The organism is Streptomyces sp. NPDC059900 (assembly GCF_050270335.1).
In the GTDB taxonomy this organism is placed as follows: domain Bacteria; phylum Actinomycetota; class Actinomycetes; order Streptomycetales; family Streptomycetaceae; genus Streptomyces.
Genome location: NZ_JBNNJZ010000074.1, coordinates 1 through 25,840, shown reverse-complemented (window position 1 = coordinate 25,840; position 25,840 = coordinate 1). Strand labels below are relative to the sequence as shown.

27 protein-coding genes are annotated in these 25,840 nt (G+C 67.3%); 12 read left to right on the top strand and 15 right to left on the bottom strand.

The window, feature by feature from the left end; translation table 11 throughout:
* Positions 1–460 precede the first annotated feature (460 nt).
* On the top strand, positions 461–1,435 hold the full coding sequence (locus ACQKIP_RS13950) for an MBL fold metallo-hydrolase (RefSeq protein ID WP_365866191.1): 975 nt from the start codon (positions 461–463) through the stop codon (positions 1,433–1,435).
* Between the two features lie 262 nt (positions 1,436–1,697).
* On the opposite strand, the gene ACQKIP_RS13945 is transcribed toward ACQKIP_RS13950, so the two are convergent.
* A complete protein-coding gene (locus ACQKIP_RS13945; protein ID WP_365866193.1) occupies positions 1,698–2,597 on the bottom strand; it encodes a helix-turn-helix domain-containing protein in 900 nt (299 codons plus the stop codon).
* A 147-nt stretch (positions 2,598–2,744) separates the two neighbouring features.
* Here ACQKIP_RS13945 and ACQKIP_RS13940 point away from each other — a divergent pair, with 147 nt between their 5' ends.
* The 3 genes from ACQKIP_RS13940 (at position 2,745) to ACQKIP_RS13930 (ending at position 5,868) form a co-directional block, all read left to right on the top strand.
* Complete coding sequence (locus ACQKIP_RS13940; protein ID WP_365866195.1) at positions 2,745–3,569, top strand: helix-turn-helix domain-containing protein; 825 nt, start codon at positions 2,745–2,747, stop codon at positions 3,567–3,569.
* A 48-nt stretch (positions 3,570–3,617) separates the two neighbouring features.
* Positions 3,618–4,322 carry a 3-oxoacyl-ACP reductase FabG gene (gene fabG / locus ACQKIP_RS13935; RefSeq protein WP_365866197.1) on the top strand — a complete coding sequence of 235 codons (705 nt, stop codon included), beginning with the start codon at positions 3,618–3,620 and terminating at the stop codon, positions 4,320–4,322.
* Positions 4,323–4,563: 241 nt separating this feature from the next.
* Positions 4,564–5,868, top strand: coding sequence for a VanZ family protein (locus tag ACQKIP_RS13930; RefSeq protein WP_365866199.1), 1,305 nt, complete (start codon positions 4,564–4,566; stop codon positions 5,866–5,868).
* 515 nt (positions 5,869–6,383) lie between these two features.
* On the opposite strand, the gene ACQKIP_RS13925 is transcribed toward ACQKIP_RS13930, so the two are convergent.
* The 3 genes from ACQKIP_RS13925 to ACQKIP_RS13915 all read right to left on the bottom strand — a co-directional run bounded on the left by ACQKIP_RS13925 (position 6,384) and on the right by ACQKIP_RS13915 (position 8,888).
* Positions 6,384–6,557, bottom strand: coding sequence for a hypothetical protein (locus ACQKIP_RS13925; RefSeq protein WP_365866201.1), 174 nt, complete (start codon positions 6,555–6,557; stop codon positions 6,384–6,386).
* A gap of 300 nt (positions 6,558–6,857) precedes the next feature.
* A complete protein-coding gene (locus tag ACQKIP_RS13920) occupies positions 6,858–7,475 on the bottom strand; it encodes a class I SAM-dependent methyltransferase (RefSeq protein ID WP_365866203.1) in 618 nt (205 codons plus the stop codon).
* 51 nt (positions 7,476–7,526) lie between these two features.
* Positions 7,527–8,888 carry a cation:proton antiporter gene (locus tag ACQKIP_RS13915; RefSeq protein ID WP_427743057.1) on the bottom strand — a complete coding sequence of 454 codons (1,362 nt, stop codon included), beginning with the start codon at positions 8,886–8,888 and terminating at the stop codon, positions 7,527–7,529.
* A gap of 331 nt (positions 8,889–9,219) precedes the next feature.
* Between ACQKIP_RS13915 and ACQKIP_RS13910 the strand changes: the two genes are divergently transcribed.
* Positions 9,220–10,764 (top strand): multicopper oxidase family protein, encoded by a 1,545-nt coding sequence (locus tag ACQKIP_RS13910; protein ID WP_365866207.1) that lies wholly within the window; start codon positions 9,220–9,222, stop codon positions 10,762–10,764.
* A 37-nt stretch (positions 10,765–10,801) separates the two neighbouring features.
* On the opposite strand, the gene ACQKIP_RS13905 is transcribed toward ACQKIP_RS13910, so the two are convergent.
* The 3 genes from ACQKIP_RS13905 to ACQKIP_RS13895 form a co-directional block, all read right to left on the bottom strand.
* On the bottom strand, positions 10,802–11,188 hold the full coding sequence (locus ACQKIP_RS13905) for a fic family toxin-antitoxin system, toxin component (RefSeq protein ID WP_365866209.1): 387 nt from the start codon (positions 11,186–11,188) through the stop codon (positions 10,802–10,804).
* Positions 11,185–11,481 carry a DUF1778 domain-containing protein gene (locus ACQKIP_RS13900; RefSeq protein WP_365866211.1) on the bottom strand — a complete coding sequence of 99 codons (297 nt, stop codon included), beginning with the start codon at positions 11,479–11,481 and terminating at the stop codon, positions 11,185–11,187. The genes ACQKIP_RS13905 and ACQKIP_RS13900 overlap by 4 nt, the downstream gene beginning before the upstream one ends.
* 154 nt (positions 11,482–11,635) lie before the next feature.
* The gene (locus ACQKIP_RS13895; RefSeq protein ID WP_365866213.1) at positions 11,636–11,896 is read right to left on the bottom strand and encodes a hypothetical protein; all 261 of its coding nucleotides are present in this window, start codon (positions 11,894–11,896) and stop codon (positions 11,636–11,638) included.
* 203 nt (positions 11,897–12,099) lie between these two features.
* Here ACQKIP_RS13895 and ACQKIP_RS13890 point away from each other — a divergent pair, with 203 nt between their 5' ends.
* Both ACQKIP_RS13890 and ACQKIP_RS13885 read left to right on the top strand, forming a co-directional pair.
* The gene (locus ACQKIP_RS13890; protein WP_365866215.1) at positions 12,100–12,228 is read left to right on the top strand and encodes an LPFR motif small protein; all 129 of its coding nucleotides are present in this window, start codon (positions 12,100–12,102) and stop codon (positions 12,226–12,228) included.
* A gap of 85 nt (positions 12,229–12,313) precedes the next feature.
* Positions 12,314–12,985 carry an AIM24 family protein gene (locus ACQKIP_RS13885; protein WP_365866216.1) on the top strand — a complete coding sequence of 224 codons (672 nt, stop codon included), beginning with the start codon at positions 12,314–12,316 and terminating at the stop codon, positions 12,983–12,985.
* An 89-nt stretch (positions 12,986–13,074) separates the two neighbouring features.
* Here the strand turns inward: ACQKIP_RS13885 and ACQKIP_RS13880 are convergent, their stop codons facing one another.
* The 4 genes from ACQKIP_RS13880 to ACQKIP_RS13865 all read right to left on the bottom strand — a co-directional run bounded on the left by ACQKIP_RS13880 (position 13,075) and on the right by ACQKIP_RS13865 (position 16,243).
* A complete protein-coding gene (locus ACQKIP_RS13880) occupies positions 13,075–13,758 on the bottom strand; it encodes a GNAT family N-acetyltransferase (RefSeq protein ID WP_365866218.1) in 684 nt (227 codons plus the stop codon).
* 115 nt (positions 13,759–13,873) lie between these two features.
* The gene (locus ACQKIP_RS13875) at positions 13,874–14,545 is read right to left on the bottom strand and encodes a DUF4232 domain-containing protein (protein WP_365866219.1); all 672 of its coding nucleotides are present in this window, start codon (positions 14,543–14,545) and stop codon (positions 13,874–13,876) included.
* 138 nt (positions 14,546–14,683) lie between these two features.
* Positions 14,684–15,592, bottom strand: coding sequence for a PDR/VanB family oxidoreductase (locus tag ACQKIP_RS13870; protein ID WP_365866221.1), 909 nt, complete (start codon positions 15,590–15,592; stop codon positions 14,684–14,686).
* A 21-nt stretch (positions 15,593–15,613) separates the two neighbouring features.
* On the bottom strand, positions 15,614–16,243 hold the full coding sequence (locus tag ACQKIP_RS13865; RefSeq protein ID WP_365866223.1) for an MSMEG_1061 family FMN-dependent PPOX-type flavoprotein: 630 nt from the start codon (positions 16,241–16,243) through the stop codon (positions 15,614–15,616).
* 192 nt (positions 16,244–16,435) lie between these two features.
* Between ACQKIP_RS13865 and ACQKIP_RS13860 the strand changes: the two genes are divergently transcribed.
* Positions 16,436–17,065, top strand: a complete 630-nt coding sequence (locus tag ACQKIP_RS13860; protein ID WP_365866225.1) for a TetR/AcrR family transcriptional regulator — start codon at positions 16,436–16,438, stop codon at positions 17,063–17,065.
* Between the two features lie 108 nt (positions 17,066–17,173).
* Here ACQKIP_RS13860 and ACQKIP_RS13855 read toward each other — a convergent pair whose 3' ends face one another.
* Positions 17,174–17,962, bottom strand: coding sequence for an SDR family NAD(P)-dependent oxidoreductase (locus tag ACQKIP_RS13855; RefSeq protein WP_365866227.1), 789 nt, complete (start codon positions 17,960–17,962; stop codon positions 17,174–17,176).
* Between the two features lie 260 nt (positions 17,963–18,222).
* On the opposite strand from ACQKIP_RS13855, the gene ACQKIP_RS13850 reads away from it, so the two are divergent.
* Positions 18,223–18,744 carry a cupin domain-containing protein gene (locus ACQKIP_RS13850; RefSeq protein WP_365866301.1) on the top strand — a complete coding sequence of 174 codons (522 nt, stop codon included), beginning with the start codon at positions 18,223–18,225 and terminating at the stop codon, positions 18,742–18,744.
* 262 nt (positions 18,745–19,006) lie between these two features.
* Here ACQKIP_RS13850 and ACQKIP_RS13845 read toward each other — a convergent pair whose 3' ends face one another.
* Both ACQKIP_RS13845 and ACQKIP_RS13840 read right to left on the bottom strand, forming a co-directional pair.
* Positions 19,007–20,200, bottom strand: a complete 1,194-nt coding sequence (locus tag ACQKIP_RS13845) for a ParB/RepB/Spo0J family partition protein (protein ID WP_365866229.1) — start codon at positions 20,198–20,200, stop codon at positions 19,007–19,009.
* Positions 20,200–20,859 (bottom strand): ParA family protein, encoded by a 660-nt coding sequence (locus tag ACQKIP_RS13840; RefSeq protein ID WP_365866231.1) that lies wholly within the window; start codon positions 20,857–20,859, stop codon positions 20,200–20,202. The genes ACQKIP_RS13845 and ACQKIP_RS13840 overlap by 1 nt, the downstream gene beginning before the upstream one ends.
* Before the next feature lie 553 nt (positions 20,860–21,412).
* Between ACQKIP_RS13840 and ACQKIP_RS13835 the strand changes: the two genes are divergently transcribed.
* Complete coding sequence (locus ACQKIP_RS13835) at positions 21,413–22,114, top strand: Clp protease N-terminal domain-containing protein (protein ID WP_365866233.1); 702 nt, start codon at positions 21,413–21,415, stop codon at positions 22,112–22,114.
* Positions 22,115–22,293: 179 nt separating this feature from the next.
* On the opposite strand, the gene ACQKIP_RS13830 is transcribed toward ACQKIP_RS13835, so the two are convergent.
* Positions 22,294–22,752 carry an SRPBCC family protein gene (locus tag ACQKIP_RS13830; protein ID WP_365866235.1) on the bottom strand — a complete coding sequence of 153 codons (459 nt, stop codon included), beginning with the start codon at positions 22,750–22,752 and terminating at the stop codon, positions 22,294–22,296.
* 1,057 nt (positions 22,753–23,809) lie between these two features.
* Here ACQKIP_RS13830 and ACQKIP_RS13825 point away from each other — a divergent pair.
* Entirely contained in the window at positions 23,810–24,742 is a 933-nt protein-coding gene (locus ACQKIP_RS13825) for a ParA family protein (RefSeq protein WP_361197603.1), read from the top strand.
* Positions 24,735–25,697 (top strand): hypothetical protein, encoded by a 963-nt coding sequence (locus ACQKIP_RS13820; protein WP_365866239.1) that lies wholly within the window; start codon positions 24,735–24,737, stop codon positions 25,695–25,697. Before ACQKIP_RS13825 ends, ACQKIP_RS13820 begins: the two co-directional genes overlap by 8 nt.
* The last annotated feature ends 143 nt before the right edge of the window (positions 25,698–25,840 follow it).

Below are 25,840 nucleotides of genomic sequence, written 5' to 3'. Positions count from 1 at the left end.
GCCCGGAGCACGGCTAGCCCCACTCCGGCCCCGAAGCAACAGGGCGGCGCCCACCCGATAGCGAGGACGGACATACCGACGCGGCCCCGCACCCACACACGACCCCGCCCCGAAGCACAGACGGGCCCGCACCCGGCATCGAGACGCGAGGGGACGAGCCGGTATCTCCGCCCGGAGCACGGCTAGCCGGGTAGTGCCCCGCTGTGTGGTGTAGAGAGCCGGACTGCTTGGGTCCGGATGCAAGCCGGCGCCCAGAACCTCGAGCGGCTTGCCCCACTCCCCACGCTGCTCGCCGCGGTCGGTGCCAGGACGCGGCGACGCATCAGCCCCACCGTCGGCAGGACCTGCGGAGTTCTCAAGTCCGCATCTCTACACCACTACGTGGGACGCGACCCGGAGGTTTTTGGTTATGTGAGCTACTGCGCAGCACAAGATGGGGGACTTCGGCGACAATGCGCCGATGGAGCTTCCTAGTCAGCTTGTCCCGATTCCCGGCGCTGCAGGTCTGCATGCGTGGATGCCTTACGACAGTGGTGGTTGGGGGTATGCGAACTGTCTGTGGATCGTGTCCGGTGAGGACGCCGCGGTCATTGATACCCCCTATGACCAGCCGTTGACCGATGCGATGATCCGGGCGGCGCGGCCGGTGCTGGGATCGGGGCGCGTGTCGACCGTGGTGAACACGCATGCCAACGGTGACCACAGTTGGGGCAATCATCTGTTTCCCGGGGCGACGGTCATCACCACCCTTTCCGGCTTCGAGCATCTGGGGCATGAGCCGACGCCCGAGGAGATGCATCGTCTGCTGAACGAGACGTCGCCGGACGGGGCGTTGGGCTGGTACCTGCGCCGTCACTTCGGCATGTTCGACTTCCTCTCGGCCCGTACGCCCATACCGACACAGACGTTCAGCGGCCGTCACGTCTTTGAGGTCGGCGGGACGGAGGTCGAGCTGATCGAGGTCGGGCCCGCCCATCACTCGGGAGATCTGATCGCGCGGGTGGGCGATGTGGTGTGCGCGGGCGACGTTTTCTTCCCCGACGACCATCCTCCGCATTGGTCAGGTCCGATTCAGAACATCATCGACGCGAACGAGACGATCCTGGGTCTCTCGCCCAGGGTCATCATCCCCGGGCATGGCGGGCTCAAGGGTCCCCATGATCTGCGTGAGCACATCGACTACTTGGGCACTCTCCAGCGCGAGATCCGGCTGCGTTTCGAAGGGGGGCTGAAGGTTCGTGAGGCGATGGATGACATCTTCCGGTGTGACTTCTTCCCGCAGCTCCGCCTGCCGGAGCGCCTCATGATCGTCATCGCGGTGGAGTACGGACATCTGCAGGGGGAGACCGCGGGCCCCAGCATCATCGAGCTGGCGAGCGGGGCCGCCCAGTGGGCCTTCGACCGCCGCACCGAACCTCGGGTGCCGGTCGCCTGAGGCGCCGCAGAGGGGTTCTTTGGGGGGTGCCGCCTGTTGCGCCGGGCGGCACCCCAACCGAACGTGGGATGGTCGGAGGCGACCAGTTCGGTGCTCTGCACGCACACACCCGCCGGGGTTCGGCGTGCAAGGTGTAGTCATCACACATCGGCCGTCCGAGGCGGCGCAAGGCACGAACTCGCCGAATCTGTCCCAGTTTCAATCATCGAAATGGGGGCCTGCTGTGATTCTGCTCTGCGAAATGCAGAGGCCGCCCTCCGTGTCAGTCGCCGGCCGCGGCTGACCGCGTACGAGCCGGGTCCGGTCTGAACACCAGCGTGGTGAACCGTGCTCCGGGCGATCCCAGCGGCATGGCCGTGCACATGGTGACGTCCCCTACCCGGGAGGGAGCGTGCCGGTCGCAGCACTGGTCCAAATACGCTTCTCCGTCCGGGCCTCCGTATCCGTGGTAGCGCATCTTCCGCGTGTCGCCGTTGGGGTGGACGTAGGCCACATGGCGGTCCCGGTAGAGGGGGCGGACCACCGGGTCCGCGTCGACCTCTTGGTCCAGCTGTTGCAGATCGGCGTTCTCCGGATGAGCGGCGACGGCCGTGCGCAGTTGGGCGGTGAGCGGTATCGCCCACTGTGTCTCCCAGTTGACCATGTGGTGTTCCCGGACGTCTTCCCTCAGCAGCATGTAGCGGATGAGGTTCCGCTCGGGCAGCGCCGGCTCGGCTCCGCGGGGGCGGGGGAACATGTCGAGGAAGTCGTCGTTGTAGGCCAGGACGTTCCAGGCGACATCGTTGACGTAGCACGGCTGGCCCTTGATGGCCTCGACTGCCACCTTCCATGCGGGGTGGACGTTGGTGCCGGCCAGCGGGTCCTGCGGGTGGGGCGGTTCGTGGCCGACGGAGTAGACGTAGAGCGCGATTCTCTCGCGCTCCTGCAGCCCCAGGACGACCGAGACGCGGTCGAGGAATTCAGGGGTCGGGGCGGGCATTTCGCCGCGTTCCAGTTGCGCGTAGGTCCGCTCGGACACGAAGAGAAGCTGTCCGACCTGAGCCTGCGAGAGGCCCGGGGAGCGGCGGCCGCGACCGGTGCGGGGAGGCCAGCCCAGGCTTGAGGGGTCCACCTGTTGCCTCTTCCACCGCAGCAGTTGCCGCAGCGCTGCCTTGTTGTCCACCGTTCACCCTCTCCTGAGCCGGGAACTTCGCGGAGCCGGCTCATATACCGGAAAGCCGTTTTCCTGAATTTCGCCTTCAGGAAAAAGCTGGTCCTGGTGGTGCCTGTGGGGTGGTAGCGACAATGGAAGCTCGGATCTGTTCGTGTTGTGGGAGACGCGGCGATCCTCAACCGCGAGGGGGAATTCGCGTTGTTGCAGACACCTGCCGTCATACCGTCGGAGCGAAGTGGTCTTTCTGTCGGGCGTACGCTCGCGGTGCTGCGTGCACTGCAGCAGCTCGGCGACGGCGCCCATCCGCTGGCCTCTATCGCCGTCCGGGCGGATCTGCCCGCCCCCACCGCCTACCGCTACGTACAAGCGCTGGTGGGCGAGGGAGCCGTGGAGCGGCGAGGGCCGCGCGGCCACTACTCCCTTGTAGAGGCACCGCATTTCTTCTCCGACTCCTTCTCAGATTTGTCCGGTCCGCCGACGAGCACGGGTTCGGCTACAGTCCGCGCCGAACTGATCACACTACAGTCACGCACTGGCCAAATCGCTCTGGCGTACGCACCGCTTTTGATCGGCAAGCCGATGCGCATTCATGCCGAACAGGCCCTGGGAGCGCACGCACGGCAGCTTCAGGCCACCCCGCGGGCATCGCTTCAGGCCTTGTGGCGTGCTCCGCTTGAGGCTGATCCGCCGGGGTGGGCCATCCTGGCCTGCCTGGGTGATGTCACCGCGGCACGGCCCCAGTTCACTCGTGTCCGGCAGGACGGATATGCCGTAGGCCCCTCTCCCCTGCGCGGCAGGGATGCCATCGCGGCGCCCATCTGGCGTGGCTCGACCGTGGCCGGCGCGGTCAGCCTCCTGGCGGCCCACAGCCAGGTGTGCAATGCCAGGGCGCAGGTCCGTCTGATCGAGGCCGTGATGGATACGGCCGCGCACATCAGCAGGCAGCTGACGCGCTCGGGCATGCCCTCATCTACCTTTTGACCTGTATCAACTCCACTGCTCCACAGCACTTTCAGAAAGGGATCCCCCATGTCCCGCTCCGTCCTGATCACCGGCGGCAACCGCGGCATCGGCCTGGCCGCTGCCCGCGCCCTGCAAGCGGCAGGCGACCGCGTTGCCATCACCTACCGCACCGGTGAACCCCCCGAGGGGCTCTTCGCCATCCGGTGCGATGTCACGGACACCGACCAGGTGCAGGCCGCCTTCAAGGAGGCGGAGAACGAACACGGTCCCGTCGAAGTACTGGTGTGCAGTGCGGGCATCACCAAGGACCAACTGCTCATGCGCATGAGCGAGGACGACTTCACGTCCGTCCTCGACACCAACCTCACCGGCACGTTCCGCGTCGTCAAGCAGGCCAGCAGGGCGATGCTCCGGGCCAGGTACGGGCGTGTCGTGCTCGTCTCCTCTGCCGTCGCCCTGCGCGGTGAGAGCGGGCAGGCCAACTACGCCGCGTCCAAGGCCGGTCTCGTCGGATTCGCGCGGTCCATGGCCCGCGAACTCGGCTCCCGCAACATCACGTTCAATGTTGTCGCCCCCGGCCTCACCGAAACGAACATGACCGAGAGCCTCTCGGACGAACAGCGGGATCACCTCGTGGAGCAGATACCCCTGGGGCGCCTGGCCCGCCCCGAGGAGATCGCCGCGGCCATCGCGTTCCTCGTATCGCCCGCTGCCAGCTACATCACCGGTGCGGTCCTTCCTGTTGACGGCGGCGGAGGCATGGGGCACTGACGGCGTGCCTGCGTACGACGGAGAGGGAACCCGTGACGTGTACGGCATGAGGGGCCTCTAGGTCATGAGGGTCCTCTAGGTACAGAGGTGCGTTGCCCCCGCCGCCGAACGGACGGGGGCAGCGCACGGGGCGCCTATCAGAGCCGGCACGCACCCGTCGCCGCCCCCGACCCTCCGTATACAAAGCTGCAGCTCACACCGCTATACACTCGGTGTATATGCGTTGTGTATAGTCTGGCGCATGACTTCTGTGTACCTGTTGCCGATGAAGACGGCAGCAGCGCTCTTCCCGCTCCTCGCGCTGGTGCTGTTCCTGCCGACGGCGGTCGTCCTGTACCGCCGCCACAGCACCGTGTCGCAGTGGCGCGCCCTGTCGCTCCTCGGCTTCCTGTACTACGCGATCACGGCCCTCTGCATGACGCTCATCCCGCTGCCCGGGCGGACAGCGAAGATGTGCAAGACGTTCGCGGCGGTCGCCCACCCGCAGTGGATGCCGGGCAACACCTTCAGCGACATCTGGAAAGAGGCACACCACAAGGTCACGCTGAACGCCCTGCTGCTCCAGAACCCCGCAGTCAGCGGCGCGGTCCTGAACCTGGCCCTGCTGCTCCCCCTCGGCGTCTTCGTCCGCTGCCACCTGCGGCGCGGCATCGGCGCTGCGGCCGCCGCGGGCTTCGGCGCCTCGCTGTTCTTCGAGGTCACGCAAGGCACCGGGCTGTGGGGCATCTACCCGTGCCCGTACCGCCTGTTCGACGTCGACGACCTGCTGCTCAACACCGCGGGAACGCTGCTCGGCTGGTACGCGGCCGGGCCGCTGGCCCGACTGCTCCCTACGTGGCAGACGCCTGAGGACGCGACGCCGGCCCGGCAGTTCGTCACCGCCGGGCGGCGCCTGGTGGCGCTGCTGGTCGACCTGACCGGGGTCTCGGCCGTCACCCTCCTCCTGGTCCTGGTCACGGCTGAAGACCTGTACAGCCCGTCCCAACCCGTATCGCAGGTGATGGCCGCGGTCTTCGCCGTGTGGTTCGTCGTGCTGCCCTGGCTGACGGGGACGACTCCGGGCAAGCGGCTTCTCCTGCTGAAGCTGGCGCCGGTCGAAGGCGACGGGCGGCCGGCGCTGTGGCGGGTCGCGGTCCGGGCGTCGCTGCCGGGCGTAGTGGCTCTCCCGCTGATGGCGACCCTCGTGGCCGCGTCGATGGTGCTGCTGTACGGGCCGTCGTGGGTGGTGCGCCGGGTGCGGGACGCTTCGGCGGCGGATGCGCGCGCGTTCCAGTGGGAGCTGATCGACCACTTTCCGCAGGTGCTGCTGATCGTTCTCATCGCGGTCCTGCTCGGCGGGTACGTGCTGATGACCCGGCGGCGCAGGCCCGACCTCTGGGCTCACGAGCGGGCGTCCGGGGTACGCACCGTGGCTCTGACGCATACCCCCCGCGCCGATACCGGTCCCCACTGCGGGCACGCGGACGCTTTGCGGGTACCCGGACCGGGCGCCGACGCGTCGGAGAGTCCGGCGTCCGAAGCCATCCGCATGGCCTCCCGTAGTTGACGTAGCGGAGAGGCCGATGGGGGGCCGGCGGCTTCGGCGGTCGGGTCCTGGTAGCCGCCGGCGAACCGGTAGGGCCGGCTGGCCTACAGGGTGCTCGTCGAGCGGGTGGCGCCCCGGAGGCTTAGGAGTACGAGTTCACCTTCGCACCGGACTCGTCCGCCATGGCGACGACGGAGCCAAGGGCGTCGGTGAGGTAGAAGCACGCCTTCCCGTCACGGGGCACGGAGTTCAGTGCGCCCCAGGCTCCCTATCGAGGACCGTGTCCACTTCTATTCACGCCGTGAAGAGCTCCAGAGCCGAGGCCAAAGAGAACCCATGACCGCCCCCGCTGTAGCGCCGATCAGGGCGAACAGAAGGATCGTCCAGTCGAATCCGGAGTTGCCCACACGGGCCATAGCACCCCCCACCGCGGCTATTCCGGCGGTAATAGCAGCACTACGCCGACGGTCGCTCCAGCCCGAGGACTCTTTCATCCTTCAGCACGCTCCATACCGACGAATGATGCTCTACGGCGGTCAACCGGTGGCTTGATAGCCGCTGGCGAACCGGTAGGGCTGGGCGACCTTCTCGCTGCTCGCCGAGCGGGTGACGCCGCGGGGGCTGTAGGAGTACGAGTTGGCCTTCGCACCGGACTCGTCCGCTGTGGCTACGACGGAGCAGAGGGCGTCGGTGAGGTAGTCGTACGCCAAGGCGCGTACCCCAGGTGCGTTGCATCAGGGCCCCGGGCGGTCACGGGAGGCACACAACCTGACACGCCATCACCACAAGCCACGGACGGTTCCCCCGAACACCTGTGTCACACGTGGTGGAACCAGCCCCTCCCCTCCGTACGGACAACAAGGCGCAGATGGGCCCTTACCCGGCCCGCGCGGCACCTCGGTTGCGGCCTGCGAAATGGTTGCCGCCCGGAAAGTGTCCGGAAACAAGCGGCCACATCGCCCACGTTGGTCAAGGGGCTCTGCCCGCACGAATGCAGCGGGGAGGGGCCTTCAGCCGCCCGGTTGCGCCCTGTGGACGCTGACCGCATAGCCGCCGCCCTCGTAGGGAGCTGCGTCCCACGTTGCGAAGCGGTCGACCAGCGTCAGGCCGGATACTGCGCAGTGGGCGTCGTACTCCGGCAGGGTGATGGACGGTGGTACCGGCAGGTGGGCTGCGTCCAGGCCGAATCCGGCTACCAGGAGGCCGCCGGGGCGCAGGGCCGCGGCCAGGCGCTTCGTCACCTCGGTCTCGGTGCCCGCGGCAAGGAGCGGGAAGATGTTGCCGGCGGCGACCACGAGGTCGAAGTCCGCGCCGCCGGGGAGCTCGGCCGGGTCGAACGCGGCCAGGTCTGCCTGCATCCAGGGCAGGTGCGGTGCCTGCCTGCGGGCCACGGCCAGCATCGAGGCGTCGAGGTCGAGACCGACGCAGTCGTAGCCGAGCTCCGCCAGGCGGATCATGACCCGGCCGGTACCGCAGCCCGCATCCAGCACCCGCGCCCCGGCCGGGACCAGCGCGGCGCAGAACTGCGCTTCGCCGTGCATGTCCTTGCCACTGTCGGCCAGGGCCGCGAAGCGCGCGGCGTAGTCCTCTCCGGACGTCCCACCGGTCAGCTCTTCCCAACGACTCATGATGGACAGGGTATGTGAGCAGCGTGAGTACCCGGTTCCTGGCCCGCTCGGTCAGCCTCGTGTGTTCCGTAGAGGTGGTTCGGTCGCTGCTTCGTGTGCCGGTTCCCCTGCTGGCGGTGGCTGGATCGAGGGGGTGGATGGTGACGTCTCGCCGCCTGGTCGGGAAGCACGGAGGAGCCGGTTCAGGATCGGTCCCGTGGATATTGTGGTGAGCACGGCCATGGTGACAAGCAGGGTGTACTGGGTGTCGTCGAGGAGGCCCGATTCGCGGCCGGCGGTCAGCACGATGAGTTCGGTCAGGCCGCGCGTGTTCATCAGGGCGCCCATCGCTGCGGACTCGCGCCCGGGCAAGCCGCAGAGCCGCGCTGCCCCTGCCGCAGCGAGGGACTTGGCAGCCACTGCGGCCAGCAACAGCACTGCAAGGTCGGGTAGTTGAGATTTGCTGAGTGCGGAGAGGTCCGCGTTCCAGCCCGCCACGACGAAGTAGATCGGCATGAAGATGCGTCCTGGGAGCGTGCCGATGGCCTGTCGGAGTCGCGTATCTGCTTGTTCCGGCAGCCCGCGCCGGGCGGCGGTGCGCACGATGCCGAGGGCGAAGGCGCCGAAGATGAAGTGCAGGCCCATCCATTCCGTGGCAGCACTGGAGGCGAGCAGGCCGACGAACGTGACGACCATGTCGAGTTCGCGGTTCGCCTTGCGGATGACCGCGCGGAGCAGTGGCCGCACTGCGGTGGCCAGGAAGATCAGGTAGGGGACGGCCCAGAGGAGGCGCCAGGGTGCGTCGCTGCTGCCGCAGAGCAGCAGGACCGCGCCGAGGAGCATCCACGCATAGATGTCGCAGAGTGCTGCGCTGGCGAGCGCCAGTTGGCCCAGCGGCGTCCGGGCCATGCCCCGGTCCTCGATGATCCGTGCCAGTACCGGGAACGCGGTCACGGAGAGCGCGATGCCCATGAACATGCTGTGGGCCAGCTTGCTTGCCTCGGTCTCGCCGGGGCCCCACCACAGGCCGATTCCCGCGCCCGCCGCGAAAGGGAACACCACTGAGCATGTCGCGATGGCGAGCGAGGTGCGCCGTATTGAGCGTTTCGCAGTCCAGTCGAACTCCATGCCCAGCGCGAACATGAACAGAACCAGGCCGATGTCGGCCAGGGCGCCCAGTTCGCTGCGTACTTCCAAGGGGAAGAGCGTCTTTGCTATCGGCTCGTGCAGCAGGGTGGGGCCCAGGAGGATGCCTGCCACGATCTCGCCGATGACGGCGGGCTGGCCGCATCGCCGGGCCACGGCGCCGCCGGCCCGGGCGAGGGCGACGATTAAGGCGACGTCGAGGAAGAGGGCCGTGATCTGGCTGCTGGTCACGTCGGTCGGGTTCCGCTGGGAGCTGGACGACTGGGCCGGGAAATGTATCTCGGTCACGTGCCCGGCTTCTCGGCTACGGCGGCGTGCGCCCGTGCCGTATCGCGGGGCGAATGCGGGCCGGTGGGCTCTCGTCCGCTGATCGGGCTGCCTTTACCTTGGCGTTCTGCCACCTGCGGTCGGTGCGGGACGCCTCTTCATCTGTGCTCGACTATCTGAACTTCGCGAGACGGCTCTGGGAGTCGCCGGCGGTTCCGTGTCGCGTCACGCTTCAGTCCTGCTCCTCCCGTCCAGTAGGGGCGGATCCCTGAGGATCTCCGGGGTCTGTGTCCGGGCTGGTTCCGGGGCGTTCCCCGATGTCCCGGGCCTGGCTTGTCGCCAGGCTTGAAGCATGTCCCCACTCAAGCGCGCTCTCGTCGTTCTCGGCTCGCTCGTCACCGTCGTGGCACTGGCGATCGGCGGCGGCGTCCTGTGGCTGTGGAACAACGCCAAGGTCAGCACGGTCGGCGAGGAGCAGTTCGACAACGAGCTGTCGATACCTCCGCTCGCGAAGTCCCGCGTGGACAGGGACGGGACCCGCGTCTTCGACCTGCGGATGCAGGCGGGCGAGAAGGACTTCGAGGACGGTCGCAAGACATCCACTTGGGGCTTCAACGGTGACTATCTGGGGCCCACACTGCGCGCGGAGCGCGGTGAGAAGGTTCGCGTGCGGATAAGGAACGGCCTGGATGAGGCGTCGACCGTGCACTGGCACGGCATGCATCTCCCGGCGAAGATGGACGGCGGCCCGCACCAGATGGTCAAGCCTGGCGGGAGTTGGAGTCCGCAGTGGACGGTGGACCAGCCCGCATCGACGCTCTGGTATCACCCGCATCCACACGGCGCGACGGAGGAGCACGTGCAGCGGGGCCTTGCGGGGATGTTCCTCCTCGACGATAAGCAGTCCGCGCGACTCACCCTGCCCAAGAAGTACGGGGTCGATGATCTGCCGGTGATCGTGCAGGACGTGAAGTTCGACGGCGCGAAGTTCGACCACAGTCACGAGATGATGCGCAGTGTCGGCTTCCTGGGCGACCGGACCATGGTCAACGGCACGCTCCGTCCGTATCAGAAGGTCGGCGACGAACTCGTCCGGCTGCGGCTGCTCAACGCCTCGACGGCCCGCACATACGACTTCGGCTTCCCGGACGACCGCTCCTTCTCCCTGGTAGGCACGGACGGCGGCCTCCTGGAACAGCCGGCCCGTATGGAGCGGATACAGCTGTCGCCCGGCGAGCGGGCCGAGATCGTGGTGCGTATGGAGCCGGGTGAGAAGACCGTCCTGCGCAGCTTCCCGCAGGACAACTACGGGGGTTCGTGGGAGCAGCGGTTCAGTGGGGGCGATGACTTCTTCGACGTCCTGGAGTTGCGGGCCGCGAAGCAGCTGCGTGCTTCGGGCGACATTCCGGAGCGGCTGGGTGAGCTGGAGGTGCCTGACGGCAAGAATCCGGCGCGTGGGCGGTTCTTCGATCTGAAGCAGTCCGGGATCAATGGGCGCGCGATGAAGATGGACCGAATAGACGAGACCGTCACGCGGGGTGCGACCGAGACATGGACCGTCCGGAACAGCAACGGCATGCCGCACAACTTCCATGTGCACGACGTTCAGTTCCGGGTGCTCGAGGTGAACGGCGAGGCGCCGCCGCCCGCGCTGCGCGGGGCCAAGGACACGGTGTTCTTGCCGAACGGCACGACGATGAAGCTGGCGATGCGATTCGACGGGCCGGCCGACCCGGACACCCCGTACATGTATCACTGCCATTTGCTGACCCATGAGGACGGCGGAATGATGGGGCAGTTCGTCGTCGTGGACAGGGGCCAGGCGGCCGGCACACCGTCCGCGGGACACGGAGGGCACGGAGGGCACGGTGCACACGGCGGACACGCGGGTGACTAGCCCGAGCCCTGGGGTGTGTGTCTTGCTTCGCGGGTGGTCAGGTCATGGTCCAGTCGCGTAGTTGGCGGGCGATGGCGGCCACGCCGCGGGTGCCGGAGGCGGCGTCGCGTACGAGTTCGGCCGCGGACTTGATGGGGTAGTCCAGGCGGCGTTCGTGGAGCATCAGGTAGGCCTCGGTGGAGTGCCAGGCGAACGCCGCGTTGGAGTGCTCGAGGCAGGGCAGCCGGGCCAGGGTGTGCAGGAGCGCGGCGGCCTTGAGGTTGAGCGAGCCGTAGATGTCGTGCTCCAGGGCGCGGGCGTTGACTCGGCCGATCGCGGCGTACAAGGGGCCCAGGTCGTCGACCTGGGGGTCCCCGTCGAGGAGCTCGGCGGCGTGGAGCAGGAAGGAGACGTCGAGCGGGTGCTGTGGTTCGGGCTGGGTCACGCAGCGTGCCCCTGTGCGGGTGCGTCAAGGTCGCGGCGGGCGGTCTGCTCGGCTGTCCGCTGCTCCGGGGCCGGGTCCAGTTCGCCGAGGTCACGGAAGGCTTCGCCGCTGCGTGCCTGCGAGGCCTGGAACGCGGCCAGGAAGGTCTTTTCGACCGCGGTGGCCCGGTCGACGGCGGCCCTCAGGATGTACTCCTGCAGGCTCACGCCGTCCTGCCTGGCCGCTGCTTCGATCGCCGCGCGCTGTGCCGGGTCGGGGAACCTCAGGTTCAGCGCCTTGGGACTGCTCGTCATGGTACCGATGGTACCAATGGCCCCATGCTGTGGCCAGGCCGGAAGTGTCGGGCGGGAGCGCACTCCTGGCGGGGAGGGTAGGGGACGACCGGGGTGAGCTGGCCGGAGGGCCGTGAGCCCCGCCGGGTGGGGGCTGCCCACGGCTCTCCGCTGCTCAGCCGGAAGGCTCGTCCGGGACCGGCTTTTCCGGGTGGCTTTCCAGGGCGTCGGTTTCGCCGCGCCTGGCGGTGCCTCCCTCGTCTGTTTCAGGGACCTCGGCCGCCTTGGTGTCGTCGTCCGTCTTGGTGTCGTCGTCGGCCTTGCCCACGTCCAGGTCCCAGGCGTCCGGCTCGTCCGTGGCCTGCTGGTCGGGTGGGTCCCTGGGAACGGGTGTGCTGCCGTCCTCGCCGGGGGAGGCCGGTATCCACTCACTCACGATGTCTCCTCCTTGGCCGTTCGGCTCTTGGCCCGAGCAGGTACCCGTGAACGGCTCGACGACACTTCACGGGAGCGGCCGTCTCCGTGTTTCCGCTGCTCAGCTATGGGCACCGGGGTGTGGTCAGGCCGTACGGGAACGTACGGCGTCCCACTCGCCGTCACCGGACCACCGGGCGGACGGCCGATTCCGGAGGTGCCCTCATGCTGAAGGCCATCGCAGATGTATTCCGTGCCATCGGCGGAGCCATCGCCACCGTCGTCACCCTGCCCTTCCGGGCCGTCGCCCGGCTGTTCGGAGGAGCCGCCGACACCGCGCACGGCCGCCACTGAGCTCCGCCCCGGCGGTCATAACCGGGGGTGCGCATTCCTCAACTGTGTTGGCCTGAGGGCGAGTTGAGGGGGTAACGGGAGCTCTATGCATCGAAATCTCTTTGATCCCGAGAATCTCATCCAACCCGCGTCGGCCCCCGGCCTCACGCAGGAGAACGCCATGGCGGTGCGCTACACCGTCAAGGGCGAGGCGCGAGCCCGGCAGGGGACGATGGTCGCCTGGCGGGGCTCGCTGGAGTTCGAGCGGCAGGGCCAGGGCGTGGGCAACTTCCTCAAGCGTGCGGTGACCGGTGAGGGCCTGGCCCTGATGACGGTCAGCGGTGAGGGCGAGGCGTGGTTCGCGTCCGACGCGGCGCACTGTTTCCTCGTCGACGTGGCGGAAGGCCGCGGCCTCACGGTCAACGGCAAGAACGTCCTGTGCTTCGACGCCTCGCTGAACTACGACATCACCACCGTCAAGGGCGCGGGGATGGCGGGCGGCGGCCTGTTCAACTGCACGTTCACCGGCACCGGCCGACTGGCGCTGACCAGTGCGGGTATCCCGCTCGTGCTGCCTGTGACGCCGGACGCGCCCGTGTACGTGGACACAGACGCCGTCGTCGCCTGGAGCCCGCAGCTGCATCCCTCGCTGCACCGTTCGCAGAGCGTCGGCTCGATGGTGAAGGGCGGCTCGGGTGAGGCCGTGCAGCTGAAGCTGGAGGGCGAAGGTATCGCGGTGGTCAATCCCGGCGAACCGAAACCGGTCCCGGCGTCCTGACGACTACGCCGGTCGTCCGCTCCCGGTCGTCTCCTGTCGTTCATCCGCTGCCGGTCGTCCGCTGTCGTTCGTCCGCTATCCCCTGCCGTTCATCCCCCGGCGTCGGGCGACGTGCGGAACACTCCGGTCAGCGGCGCGTGTGCGATCCAGCCAAGTGACTTGTAGAGGCCCTGCCCGTCAACGGTCGCGCCGAGCACCCCGGTCCGGGCGCCCGCGGCGATCGCCGCGTTCGTCAAGGTCTGCATGACCTCGCGCCCCAGGCCCCGGCGACGGTGAGCAGGTGCGGTCTCTATCTGATCGAACACGACGCAGTCGGCGCGGGGACGGCCGGCGACCTGGCCGCGGGCGGCGAAAGCGCCGCCCGGCGCCAGGATGAGGGCGCGGGTGACATCTCCCCCGCTCCACAGGCGTAGTTGGTAGCCGGCGGGGAGGTCCGTCGAGGACGGACGTGGGGCTGCGGACGGATGCAGGGTTGTCGACGGACGCAGAGTCGTCGACATCAGGAAGCCGGGGTCGTCAAAGACCCAGTCGGGCGCGAGCCAGGGGGCGATGGTCTCGGGGGCCATACACACCTTGAGCCAGGTGCCGGGGGCCGTTGCCCGCTCCGCGATCTTGCGGACGAGCGCCTCGTCGGCGTGCGGCAGGACATGCCGGGTCACCTGCTTGGGCAGACCCACGTCGACCGTGAACCCCCAGGGCTCTTCCACCGGCGGCGCGGCCCCGCGCGAGACGACCCAGCCGTCGACCCACGCCCGCACCATCTCCGTATCCATACGACCTCCGCAGGTAATAGGTGTCTATGGATAAGGAACATTACATTGGGCAGCTGCCTGCGCGGGTCCGTCCACCTTCGGGCATGGGCGGGGGCCGGATGCCGTGGCTGGTTTTCTACTTGGTCGTGTGCGTGGGGAAGACCTGGACGTCGGTGTAGGCGCCCTTGATGTCGCCGGCGCTCGCGGGCCAGTCCAGGGTCACGCTGTGGGTCTCGTTCGGGGGCGTCACCTCGATGTTGGTGGGGGACGCGAGGCTTTCGCCGGTGCTGTCGATGTCGTAGGCGAGGTTGAAGACGGCTGCGTCACCGGGCTTGAGGGTGGTGATGCGGGGCTGGGCCTGGCCGCGCTCGATGGGGCTGGAGGTGTTGTCCTCGTCCTTGATGTCGACGCCCGCGAAGCCGGTCGCCGAGCAGGTGGTCGAGCCCCGGTTGATCATCGTGATGTTGATCCGGCCGGAGGTCTCGTCGGGCGCGGCGTCCGTGGCGTCGATGGCCAGGTCCTCCGTCGTGCAGAACTTGACCTTGCCGCTGGTCTGCGTCGTGCCGCTCCCGGCTTCGGTCTTGGTGTCCTCGCCGGAGCCGGACTTCGCGTTGTCGGCCCCCGCGCCGGCCTCCGTGCCGTCGGAGTCCGAGCCGCTCTCCGCCTTGGAGCCGCTGTCCGAGGACGAAGAGGACGAGGAGCCCTTGGAGGACGAGTCCTTCGCCGAGTCGTCGCCGCCGCAGGCGGTGAGCGAGAGGCTGGCGGCGAGACCGAGGGCGGCGATGGCGGCGAGGCGGGTGTGCTTCATGGTGCGTTCCCCCAAGAGGAGTTGTAGCGCGGTGCGTGCGGTCTGAACTATTTGTATCCCGCACCGAGTTACAGGCAGTCCTCCGCGGTGTCTTCGTTCTGTCACAGGCCATTGCCGTGCGATTTGGGTGTTTTGTTGTCAGAGGTCCAGGACCAGGCGGGGTGACTGTGCCCGCGACACGCAGGCGTACATCCGGTCCTCGGGGGCGCCGATGTCGTCCCTGTGTTCGGGGGCGCCGTCCAGGACGGTGATCTCGCAGCTGCCGCAGACCCCTTCGCGGCAGCCGGAGGGGATGGGGTGCCCGGCGAGGGCGAGGGCGTCCAGGAGTGATTCGTCGGCGGGCACGGTGACGGTGGTCCCGGATCGGGCGCAGACCGCCTCGAACGCGGTGTCGGGGCCGAAGGTACGGGCCACCGGCTGGAATCGCTCGGCGCACAGCTGCTCGGCGGGGAACGCCGCATCGGCCGCCGCCAGCATCGCCGCGGGACCGCAGCAGTAGACCAGGGTGTCGGCGTCCAGCGTGGCCGCAAGGGCTTCGAGGTCGGGCCTGCCCTGCCGTGCGGTCTCCACGATCCGCACCCGGTCCCCGTACGAGCGGAGCAGTTCACCGGCGAAGGGCATGGTGTCCGCCGACGGCCCCACGTACAGCAGGGTCGCGGGGAGTTCAGCGGCCGTTGCCGCGCGCAGCATCGGCAGCAGGGGTGTGATTCCGATGCCGCCGGCGAGGAACAGGTATCGCGGTGCCGGGATCAGCGGGAAGTGGTTGCGGGGCAGGGAGACGTCGAGGGTGCGGCCCGGCCGCAGGAACCGGTGGACGTACTCCGAGCCTCCGCGGCTGAGCGCGTCGTGGCGGACGGCCACGCGGTAGGCGTCCCGGTCGGCGGGGTCCCCGCACAACGAGTACTGCCTGGTCAGCCAGTTGGGCAGGGACAGGTCGATGTGGGCGCCCGGGCCCCATGGCGCCAGCTGTCCGGCCGTGGCGCGCAGGGTGAGGGCGACGACGTCCTCGGCGACCGGGTCGATGTGTTCGACGACGGTTTGCTGCATCGGTGATTCCTCTCGGGAGGGTCAGTAGAGCTTCCGGTAGCCCTCTTCGAGGGACTGTTCGAGCAGTGCCGGGTCTACGTCGACACCGAACTGCGCGGCGGCGATCTCACCGAACGACGGCATCCCTTCGGCGAGCGCCTGGCTGGCGGGGTCCCACAGCCGGGAGCGGATCAGCGCGCGCCCGCAGTGGAAGTACGCCTCGGCCACCTCGACGACGATCGCCAACTCCGGCTGCTTGGCCTCGGTGCGCATACGGACCAGCACATCGGGCTCGTCGGTGATGTAGCCGCTGCCGTTGACGCGCAGGACCTCGCGCATGCCGGGTACGAAGAAGCACAGCCCGACGCCGTCGTTCTCGGCGAGATTGCGGAAGGAGTCGGCGATCTTGTTGCCCGGGCGGTCGGGGAGCGCGATGGTGTGCTCGTCGAGCACCTTCACGAAGCCCGGATAGTCGCCGCGAGGCGAGCTGTCGGCGCGGCCGGCCGCGTCCGCCGTGGCCATCGTCAGGAACGGTGAGTGGGCGATGAAGAAGCGGAAGTAGTCGTCGATACGGTCCTTCACCTTCGCCTTGACCATGGCGTCGGGCTGCCCGAGCCGTGCGAGTACCTCCTCCGGGGAGACCCGTCGTGGGCGCGTGAGTGCGTGCGTCATGGCAACTTCCTCCAGCGGGGTTCGGCGTACGGCTGTGGGGTCGGATCCCGGATCGGATGAGGGGTCCGATGCGGGACCGGATGAGGGATCGGATGCAGGTTCTGAACCGCATCGCCGCAGTTCATGGCACTATTGTGAGCAATTACTCAGGTCGTGCGCTACTCGCTTTCACGGCCTCTCGCCGGAGGTGCCATGACGTCCGATCGCCGCGGACTTCAGCCACGTAAACAGCCCCGTCAGGTCCGGGCCGAGCTGACCCGGCAGCGCATCCTCGACGCCGCTGCTCGCGTTTTCGCCGAGTACGGGTATGCGGCGGGGACCACCAACCGGATCGCGGAGCGAGCCCGGGTGTCGATCGGCTCGCTGTACCAGTACTACCCGAACAAGGACGCGATTCTGGTCGAGCTGCTGACCCGGCATCTCGACGCCGGGATAGCCGCCGCCCCGCTGGACCAGGACGAACTGCCGCCAGGGTCAATCGAGGGCATCATGCGCTTCTACGTGCGCGGCGCGATCGAGAACCACCGCGAGGACCCGCAGTTGCTGCGCGTGATGATGGAGCAGGGGCCGCGCGCCCCGGAGTTGCTCGAGCGGATCGCGCAGAGCGAGCGGCAGCGGATCGCCTACGCCCGCAAGCTGCTCCGCAACCACCCGGACGTGCAGGTCGCGGACGTCGGCATTGCCGCCCGGGTTCTCGTCTCCACCGTGGAGATGGTGGTGCACCGGGTGATGGCGGGGCCAGGCCAGGTCGACATCGCGGGGCTCGAGGACGAACTCGTCACCATGCTCACCCTTTATCTGACGGGCGGTCGGCTTAGCTGACGGGCGGTCGGCTTAGCTGACGGGCGGACGCCCCCTACCTTGACGGGCGGGCGCCCCTACCTGCCGGGCAGACGCCCAACCTGACGGGCGGGCGCCGGTCGGCTGCGGTCACACCGTCTTGATCGCGCCTCCGTCGATGATGTGGTCCGCACCGGTGGTGCTGCCGGCGAGAGGCGAGGCGAGGTAGGCGACGAGGGCGGCGACCTCGTCGGGGTTCACCAGCCTGCCGGTGACCATGCCCATGGCGCTGGGGAGTCCGGCCAGGAGCTGTTCCTGTTCCAGGCCCATCGACTTGGCCAGCTCGGCTCCGTAACCCTCGGGGCTCTCCCACATGTCCGTACGGACGGGGCCGGGCGAGACGGTGTTCACGCGCACGCCCTGCGGGCCGAACTCCTCGGCCAGCGCCTTGCCGAACGCAGTGAGTGCGGCCTTGGCGGTGGTGTAGGTGACGGGGCCCGCGTGGGGAGTCCTGGCTCCGTTGGAGGAGATGTTGACGATGGCGCCGCGGCTCTTGGTGAGGTGAGGCAGCGCGGCCCGGCTGGTGCGGACCGAGGCGAGGAAGTTCAACTCGAAGGCGTCGTACCACTGCTGGTCGGTGAAGGTGAGGAAGCCTCCCGTCTGGCTCTCGCCTGCATCACCGCCGCCGACGTTGTTGACCAGGAGGTCCAGGCCGCCGAACTCGGCTTCGGCATGGGCGATGAGCCGGGCCGGGGCGTCGGCTTCCGAAAGGTCCGCGGAGACGCCGATCGCGCCGGTGGCTTTGAGTTCCGGTGTGATCGTCCGCGCTGCGGCCACCACGCGCATGCCCTCACTCACCAGTGCGGAGACGATGCTCAGGCCGATCCCCCGGCTCGCGCCGGTCACTACGGCGGTCTTGTCGGCTAGTTGCAAGTTCATGAGCCACCTATTTTGAGAGAGGGATCTATTACGATGCATTTACCTTATAACTTGCGTCATAAATGTTGCAAGTTGGATTGCGATGAAGACTTTTACGTATCGACTTTGAGAGCACAGAGTACGGCGCGGCCTCGGAGGTCGATCGCGCCTAGGTCTTAAGACCCAGGCGCAGGACTACGTCTTGATCATGCTTGCGCCCGATGCCGGGGCAGTTGGGGACGGCCATGATGCAGGTGAGCGTCAACGACAAGGAGCGCGCGATGTCGTACCCGGAGCACCTGCAGTACCCCGAGCCCCGCTACCACGGCGACAGGGGCGAGGTGAACGCGTCCTTCCGTACGGCCGACACTCCGCCGGACCTCACTTCGCCCGGTGGTGGCTCCACTCACTACCTCGCCACGCACGATTCGACCGGCGGCGAGTTCGGCCTGTACAAGGTGGATCTCGCGGCTCGGTCCGCCGGTGCCAAGGTCCACTTCCACAAGGCGATGTCGGAGTCCTTCTACGTTCTCTCCGGTGAGTTGGAGCTCTTCAACGGCGAGAAGTGGGTGACCGGCCGCGCCGGTGATTTCCTGTACGTGCCCGTCGGCGGCCTGCACGGCTTCAAGAACGTGACGGACGAGCCCATGTCGATGCTCATGCTCTTCTCCCCCGGCGCCCCGCGCGAGGAGTACTTCGAGAAGGTCGCGGAGATATCGCAGCGCGGCAGCGAGGAACTCAAGAACTTCCGGGTGCGGCACGACAGCTACTTCGAGGAGGACTTCGGGCCGGAGGCGGGGTAACCCAGGGGGCGTTCGAGGCGTTCGATTCTTCTGTGTGCGCGATCCTAAGCTCTGCGCCGATTTCGGGGCGGCGGCCGATGCCGTGAGAATTTGAGCCGGGATACGCGGCGGGCGGGCTGAATGTCTGCCGACAGGCTGAGGCAGTCTGAGGTAATGCGAAGCGGCCCCCACCGTCCGGGATTCGATCCGGGCGGTGGGGACCGCTTTGTTAATCGACTAGGCGTGGCCGATGACTTGACCGAGGGCCTGGCCGAGGGGGCAATCAGTCGTCGTCTGATGCCTGGAGCAGCCAGACCAGCCTGTCGCGGTTCTCCTTCGACATCCGCTTGCGGAGTTGCTGGTCGAACCAGAGGGGCTCATCCCACGGGAGCAAGTCCGAGGCGGGCGTCCCGTTCTGATGAGGGACCAGTGTGGCGGTTCCCCCCTTGATCGAGGTGGTGGCCATCTCTTGTTCCGCTGCGGCTGTCTCGGCAGCGGCGGCGGCAACTGGGGCGGTGCTGTTTACCGCGGTAAACCGCTCCGGTGATTCGGCGGAGTCGCTCGGCTCGGGTGCGGGAGGAGTCGCGGGCTGGTTTACCGCGGTAAACCGCTCGCCGTTGGTTGAGCCGGTAGGGGCGGTTGTGGCGGTGGTCGTGGCAGTGGGAGTGGGAGTGGGAGTTGTGGTCGTGGCGGTGGGTGCTTCGGTCTGGGCCGGCTCGGCCGGAGCCGACTCCGCCGGACCCGACTCGGCCGGACCCGTCTCATCCGTCGGCGGCGCGACCCGCTTTCGCGGAGCTGCCTTGGCTTCGGCGCGGCGAGCCAGTTCTTCTTCCCATGCCGCCGCCTGCTCCGGCTTGGGCAGGCCCGCGATCTCACGGGCGACGCGGACAGCGATTTCGCCCGAGCTGACCAAGACCTGGAGCTCCGGCGTCAGCTTGAGCAGCTTGCGCTGCTGGCTGACCCAGCCCTTGGTCTTGCCGTAGTGGGCGGCCACTTGGTCCGCCCCCTTCAGCTCGATGACCATCGTCTCGATGCCGAGGGCACGCTCGATGGGGTCGAGGTCTTCGCGGTCGTTGTTCTCCGACAGGACCGCGTCGAGGAAGTCCGCCCGGCTTGCGGCGACGTTCTCGTCGTGGACGACATTCAGTGTCGTCAGGCCGACGGCCAGGGAAGCGCGATAGCGGCGCTCGCCGTTGGCGATGACGTACGGCTTGTCCCCGACGCTCTCCTCTTCCTCCGGCCACAGCTTGAGGTAACCGGAGCGGGATACGGCGACGGCGGGTTGCAGCTGCCGGTGCTTGAGGATGAGGCCGAACTCCTTCAGGGCCTCATCGGTACCGAAGTTCCGGCGCGGGTTGAAGCGGGTCGGGACCAGCTTCGTCAGCGGCAGAGTGAGCAGCAGCGGATCACTCTGGCCGGGAACATCATCGACCTTGCTGCCGGCCAGGGAGGCCAGACTGGTGCGGCGTCCAGCCATCAGGCGCCACCGCCGTAACCCAGCTCCAGGGCGAGGCGGAAGAAGTCTTCGCGGGCTTCCATGGCTACGCGGTTCTTCGCGTACTGCGTCACGACCTTGCCTTCGACGGAGGCGCGGGTGTGGACCTTGTAGCGCCGGATGACGGTCTTGGTTCGGGGCCAGCCCTGGGCGTCGATGTACGCCTGGGTGTCTTCCAGGTCGGCGGTTCCGTCGCGGGGGTCCCAGTTGTTGACGACGACCTTGAACGGGAGACCGCTGGGCTCGATGACCTTCTGGATGGTGCGGGCGGTGGGGTCGAAGGCGAGGCCTTCGGGGGGCATGGGCACGATCACGTCGTGCGCGTACTTGAGGGCTTCCAGGAGGAGGTTCTCGTCCTGGAGGCTGCCGGGGGTGTCGATGAAGACGTGCATCAACTGGTCGGAGTCCTTGAGGACGTCCGCCGCGACAGCGCCGAGGTTGAGGGTGGTGGTGGTCTTGCCGACGCCACCCTTCTGGTTGGCGATGACGTGGACCTTGGCGCCTGTGTCCTGAAGGACCTTCAGGTTCTCGGGAGCCTCGTGCTCCTGCGAGAAGTCGAAGGGGAGGTCGCTGATTCGGTTCGCCCACCAGACCGTTGAGGCCTGGGGGTCGATGGATACGACGTAGACAGCAGCAGTCATCTGATGCTCCGTATGCTTCCCGTGGGTTCCGGTACTTCGGGCATTGAGCATCTTTCCAGACGAGTGAGGCTCCTCGTACAGCGACACCGGCTTTTGCCCGGATGGTCCAGAGGGATCCCGGTTTACCGCGGTAAACCGGGGTGGGTGAGGGGCGTTGGTGAGACGCGATGGGCTTGAGGGCGGGGGTTGGGTGCGGCTCTGGTTTACCGCGGTAAACCAGCGGCGGGTGCGGATCGAGCAGCGCCGCGGGCTGTGCTCGATGCGACGGCGGGGTGCCTCTCCGGTCTACCGCGGTAAACCGGAGAGGGTGCGGATCGTGCGGTGCCGCGCGACGAGACGACGGGATGAGACGACAGGACGACGGGGCGACGAGAGAGCCCTCTGGTTTACCGCGGTAAACCAGAGGGGGTACGAGCAGCCTGGGTCGGCGGCGGTTTACCGCGGTAAACCGATACCGGAGAACCACAGATGGATGCCCTGTCTGCTCGGTTCCGCAGCAGCAGATAGGCAAGTAGGCGTTGACAATTTGGAATTGTCAACGCCTACTTGCCTCATGACTCTTCCAGACCTGGATGACCTCATCGCGGAAGTCGACAGGCGATGCGACACCGCGCATCGCTCCGGCGGACAAGAACAGCCTGACTGGCTCGCACTGCTGACGGTCGCCGCACAGCTCGCGGGCCAACTGCAGACCCTGTCGGACGACCTTGTCGAGGACTACGTCGAGCACTGCCGGATGCACGGTTCCTCCTGGACGGAGATCGGCACTGCCCTGGGCGTGACCCGGCAAGCTGTCCAACAGCGCTTCCATGCTCCGCACAAGCGCTACAGCCCCGAGGTGATGACCGCCGGACTGCGTGAGGCGATGGTTCACGTGAAGCGGGCAGCGGTGCAGCACCGCAACAACTACATCGGCACCGAGCATCTCCTCTGGGGGCTCACCGCAGAGGACAACAGTGCAACCCGCCTCCTGCGCACGGCAGGGGTCTCCCCCGAGACGGTCCATCAGTCCGTCGGAACCCGGCTGAGCATGGGTGCCTCTCAAGCCGCCGAGCGGATCGCCTGGACTCCGTACTCCCGCAAGGCAATCTCCGTCGCCGAGGCTCGATCCGAGCAGAACGGGTCCGAGCACATCGACTGCGACGACCTCCTCATCGGCCTCTCCCGGGTCGGCCGCGGAGTCGCCGCCGCAGTACTGATCGATGCCGGCTTCGACGCGGCGGCTCTCGACGAGGTGTCCGCTGACGCTCATTGATCGAACCGGGTCCCGAGCTCCGGTCCGAGGCTGTTGGTTTACCGCGGTAAACCAGCGGCCTCGGACCACGGCCCCGGGTGAGGCAGTAGCTCACGGTCGGCCCACCGCATTCGGAGCAATCGTGGCGGCACCGGCCGTCGGGGCGTCGGGGCGTCGGGGCGTCGGCCAGTAGGACGGTCCTAGGACGGCGTCTCCGACCGTTCCCTCACGTGTGCGTTGCGTGTCTCGATGAGCTTGTGCATGTATCGGCTGAGCGCCACCGTCTCCACGGCCGTTCCCAGCAGACCGAATGGTGCCGCGAATTCGATTACGTCGCGCATGACCGTTCCCCCGTGGCCGTCCGGGGCGAAGTGGTGTGTGTGGTGCCATCGCTTGAACGGGCCGGCCACCTGCTCGTCCACGAACATGGCGGGCCGGTCGTAGGCGCTGATGCGTGACGTCATCTTCCATCGCACACCGAAGTGCCGAGCCTCCCAAGTCACCGTCTCACCGAGCTCCATACGTCCGGCGCGGACGCCGCCGATGATCCGTTCCCCGGAGTCGGCCATGGACGCGGTGTGCAGATCGACGTCCAACGACAGGTCGAAGACGGTCGCCGGAGACGCGGCGATGTGGGTGGTGGTCTCGAAACGCTTCATACGCGGATGCTCGCATGCCCGTGGGGGATGGGCCGACGCGGACTTCCGGGCTCTGAGAGCGGAGCCGGAGGCTGAGCAGCGCCGGTCGGCGAGAGGCGACGCGAGCTTAGGATGGCTTACAGCGAAGATTCGAACAGGTCGAACACTGCCCCTTTTCCGCGTGCCTTGTCGACGCCATGCGTCCCCACCCGATCAGCCCCGGCCCATACCTTGTCCGCCTGCGGATACAACGATGGTTGCAACGATGGCTGTTCTTTTGTTGAGTGCTCTCCGGCGGAGTGAACTCACGCCAGGCTCGCTGCTACGTAGCCTGCAATGATAGAAGCAACTTTGAGTACATCTTAGACTGCTTCGTCATCTGCTACTTGCCTTACAACGGCCTCTAATGTGTTAGTTGCAACGATAGATGTATCGATGACTGCTCGGATATGAGCTACGACGTCTGCAACGCTGCAACGTACGTTAGAACGTTCGCTGGCACGAGCGCTGCAACCTACGCTGTCTGCTCTTCCAGAACCAACGCTGTTACTTACGCTAGAGCAATCAAACAAACCAACAAACGAACTAACGATGTTTCTAACTTGCACACGATGTATGTATGCAACTGACTTACTTACGAACCACGCAACGAACGAGCGAACACACGCACGCACGAACCAACCCACGCACACACAAACGATGTGACGCTCATACACACGATCGAGCCATCGACGGAACTAACCATCGAGCGATGGAACAAGCGATGAAACGTACGAGCAGTCCTACTAACGATCTACCGAGCGAGCGGGCACGCGAGCGAACGGTCGAACTGGCCAGCGAGCCCTCGATGGGTCCCGTGCCGCGCCCCGCGCGATAGCACCCGTGCGGATCCGTTCTCAACCGACGCGCGCGTCACACACACCTCGGAGATCCGGTCCTGTTATCGTCATGCCTGATATCCCGTGTCACTAGAGGAACAGAGCGAGCAGGCAAGTCTTAATCTCGGGTGAATCGGTCAAACCGGCTGCTCATCCTCCCGAGACAGACGAGTAGCGGAACTCTAACTTCCGTGTGACACATGTGGGCTGACGAATCAACGGACGCACCAGAGAGAGGCGGGCACGCGATGAAGGTCATCGCCGTGGCGACACAGAAGGGAGGGGTGGGCAAGACCAGCACCACGGTCAACCTTGCTGCGGGCTTGGCCCTGGCGGGTGCGCGCGTGCTGACGGTCGACCTGGACCCTCAGGCGCAGGCCGGAACGGCTGTGGGCGTCAACCTGGCGGGGGAGGAGCAACTGGCCCGTTCGCTGGGCTGGGTGCTTCAGGCCCGGATGCAGGGCATGCGCATGGACCTGTCCAGCCTGTGGTTCGACCGGAGCGAACTCCTGGAGGAATGGGAGGACGCGGGCACCCTGCACCTGTTGGCGTGCGAGGAGTCGACCATGACTGCCGCTCAGGACCTCATCCATAAGAAGGGGTTCCAGTCGACGCCCATCCTGCGCCGCATGCTGATGGAGGTGTCCGACTCCTTCGACTTCGTCGTCGTCGACACCCCTCCTGCCGTTTCCTCCCTGTCCGCCACGGCCCTGGCGGCCGCGGACTACGTCATCACGGTGTGCGTCCCGGAGTACCCGGCCCTGAAGGGCGCTGCGGCGACCCGGGGCACGGTGCGGTACGTCAAGGACCGCACGGGCGGCGAGTGCGAGCCGCAGTACCTGGGGGCGGTCCTGAACCGTTCGAACCCTCCATCGAGGTGGAAAGCTCAGGAAGTCAACATCCGCAACGGAATGCTGGACGCGGACCTGGCGCCGTTCTGCACGGACATCCGTACGGACAACCGGATCAGCGACTCCTTCGCGTACGGGGTGCCGTCCGTGATCCGCTTCGCGAGTCATACCCCCGGCAAGATGTACAGCGAGCTCATGGGCCAGCTCGTGGAGCGCATGGGACAGCCCACGGAGAAGTGGGAGATGCCGGAGCGCATCGAGTTGGAGGCCTCCGGTGGCTGACTCCAAGGGGCGCCCGAAGAAGAAGTTCAAGCCTGCCGGTGCCCAGCTGGTCCAGGGGCTGCTTGCCGGGGCCGACGATGTCGCCAACCGTTCGTGGATCGGCGGGGGACAGGGCACTCCCGATCCCGCCCCGGATTCCGCTCCCGCCGCGCCGGTCGTCGATGAGACGCGGCCCTTCTCGCCGCCGCGTGCTCCGCAACCACGCGGCGGCGAGGTCGTCACACCGCAGGCTGCGGTCTCTGTTGCGGATCCGGCTCCCGCGCCGGTCGATGAGCACGACAGCACGCCCGCGAGGCCCGGCGTCGTATCGGGTGCCCGGCCCAAGAAGGCGTCTCCGGCGAAGAAGCCGGCTGCCTCCGCGGCCTCCCGGGCGGATGCGCCCTCCGCCCATGGGTCGGGGGAGCGGGGGCCCGCGGCGGCGGCATCCGTCGACGAGCGCCCTTCTCGCGACCAGCCGGTCGCGGTGGCACGCCCCCGGCGGCAGCAGGAGATGCCGGGCGGGGCCCATGCGGCCATCCACAGCAGTTTCAGCGACGCCAAGGTGCACGCGGGCACGTGGCGGGCCTTCGGGTTCCGTATCGCGCCCGACATCCTCGCGCTGCTCAAGGAGCGCGTGAATACGGACCGCCGGACCAGCGGAAACCCCCAGCTGGCGATCGGGCATTACCTGGATGCGGCGCTGCGGCTGGTGCCGGGGGAGGTGTCCGAGCTCATCGACATGGCGACCGAGTTCGCGATGGAGCGGATCTGGGACACCGAAAAAACGCAGCCGTCAACCTACCGAGTGGGTCCTGACTCGTACGAGTGGGTTGCGAATCTCAACCTCGCGTTGCAGGAGGCGGACTTCGGCCGTAAGGGCACGCAGGTCATCTCCGCGGTGGTGCAGCGCTACCTCGACATGCTCGACTCCGAGGGGCCGTTGCAGCGGCCAGACAGGCGGCGCAACTCCCCTTAGAGGGCCTGAGATTGGCCTCTGACGACGCCGACGGTGGGGCCGGCCACCCCGATGGGTGCCGGCCCCCCCCGCTATTTTTTATCCCTCAAATACCAACCCACAACTGCCACCAAACCGCGGGGGAAAAAAAACAAAAAAACACC

What these genes read in the sequence shown, in the direction of transcription:
- ACQKIP_RS13950 (WP_365866191.1), top strand. Translation starts at nt 461, where the DNA reads ATGGAGCTTCCTAGTCAGCTTGTCCCGATTCCCGGCGCTGCAGGTCTG.
- fabG (WP_365866197.1), top strand. Translation starts at nt 3,618, where the DNA reads ATGTCCCGCTCCGTCCTGATCACCGGCGGCAACCGCGGCATCGGCCTG.
- ACQKIP_RS13930 (WP_365866199.1), top strand. Translation starts at nt 4,564, where the DNA reads ATGACTTCTGTGTACCTGTTGCCGATGAAGACGGCAGCAGCGCTCTTC.
- ACQKIP_RS13920 (WP_365866203.1), bottom strand. Translation starts at nt 7,475, where the DNA reads ATGAGTCGTTGGGAAGAGCTGACCGGTGGGACGTCCGGAGAGGACTAC.
- ACQKIP_RS13910 (WP_365866207.1), top strand. Translation starts at nt 9,220, where the DNA reads ATGTCCCCACTCAAGCGCGCTCTCGTCGTTCTCGGCTCGCTCGTCACC.
- ACQKIP_RS13900 (WP_365866211.1), bottom strand. Translation starts at nt 11,481, where the DNA reads ATGACGAGCAGTCCCAAGGCGCTGAACCTGAGGTTCCCCGACCCGGCA.
- ACQKIP_RS13890 (WP_365866215.1), top strand. Translation starts at nt 12,100, where the DNA reads ATGCTGAAGGCCATCGCAGATGTATTCCGTGCCATCGGCGGAGCCATC.
- ACQKIP_RS13885 (WP_365866216.1), top strand. Translation starts at nt 12,314, where the DNA reads ATGCATCGAAATCTCTTTGATCCCGAGAATCTCATCCAACCCGCGTCG.
- ACQKIP_RS13880 (WP_365866218.1), bottom strand. Translation starts at nt 13,758, where the DNA reads ATGGATACGGAGATGGTGCGGGCGTGGGTCGACGGCTGGGTCGTCTCG.
- ACQKIP_RS13875 (WP_365866219.1), bottom strand. Translation starts at nt 14,545, where the DNA reads ATGAAGCACACCCGCCTCGCCGCCATCGCCGCCCTCGGTCTCGCCGCC.
- ACQKIP_RS13870 (WP_365866221.1), bottom strand. Translation starts at nt 15,592, where the DNA reads ATGCAGCAAACCGTCGTCGAACACATCGACCCGGTCGCCGAGGACGTC.
- ACQKIP_RS13865 (WP_365866223.1), bottom strand. Translation starts at nt 16,243, where the DNA reads ATGACGCACGCACTCACGCGCCCACGACGGGTCTCCCCGGAGGAGGTA.
- ACQKIP_RS13860 (WP_365866225.1), top strand. Translation starts at nt 16,436, where the DNA reads ATGACGTCCGATCGCCGCGGACTTCAGCCACGTAAACAGCCCCGTCAG.
- ACQKIP_RS13855 (WP_365866227.1), bottom strand. Translation starts at nt 17,962, where the DNA reads ATGAACTTGCAACTAGCCGACAAGACCGCCGTAGTGACCGGCGCGAGC.
- ACQKIP_RS13850 (WP_365866301.1), top strand. Translation starts at nt 18,223, where the DNA reads ATGTCGTACCCGGAGCACCTGCAGTACCCCGAGCCCCGCTACCACGGC.
- ACQKIP_RS13845 (WP_365866229.1), bottom strand. Translation starts at nt 20,200, where the DNA reads ATGGCTGGACGCCGCACCAGTCTGGCCTCCCTGGCCGGCAGCAAGGTC.
- ACQKIP_RS13840 (WP_365866231.1), bottom strand. Translation starts at nt 20,859, where the DNA reads ATGACTGCTGCTGTCTACGTCGTATCCATCGACCCCCAGGCCTCAACG.
- ACQKIP_RS13835 (WP_365866233.1), top strand. Translation starts at nt 21,413, where the DNA reads ATGACTCTTCCAGACCTGGATGACCTCATCGCGGAAGTCGACAGGCGA.
- ACQKIP_RS13830 (WP_365866235.1), bottom strand. Translation starts at nt 22,752, where the DNA reads ATGAAGCGTTTCGAGACCACCACCCACATCGCCGCGTCTCCGGCGACC.
- ACQKIP_RS13825 (WP_361197603.1), top strand. Translation starts at nt 23,810, where the DNA reads ATGTGGGCTGACGAATCAACGGACGCACCAGAGAGAGGCGGGCACGCG.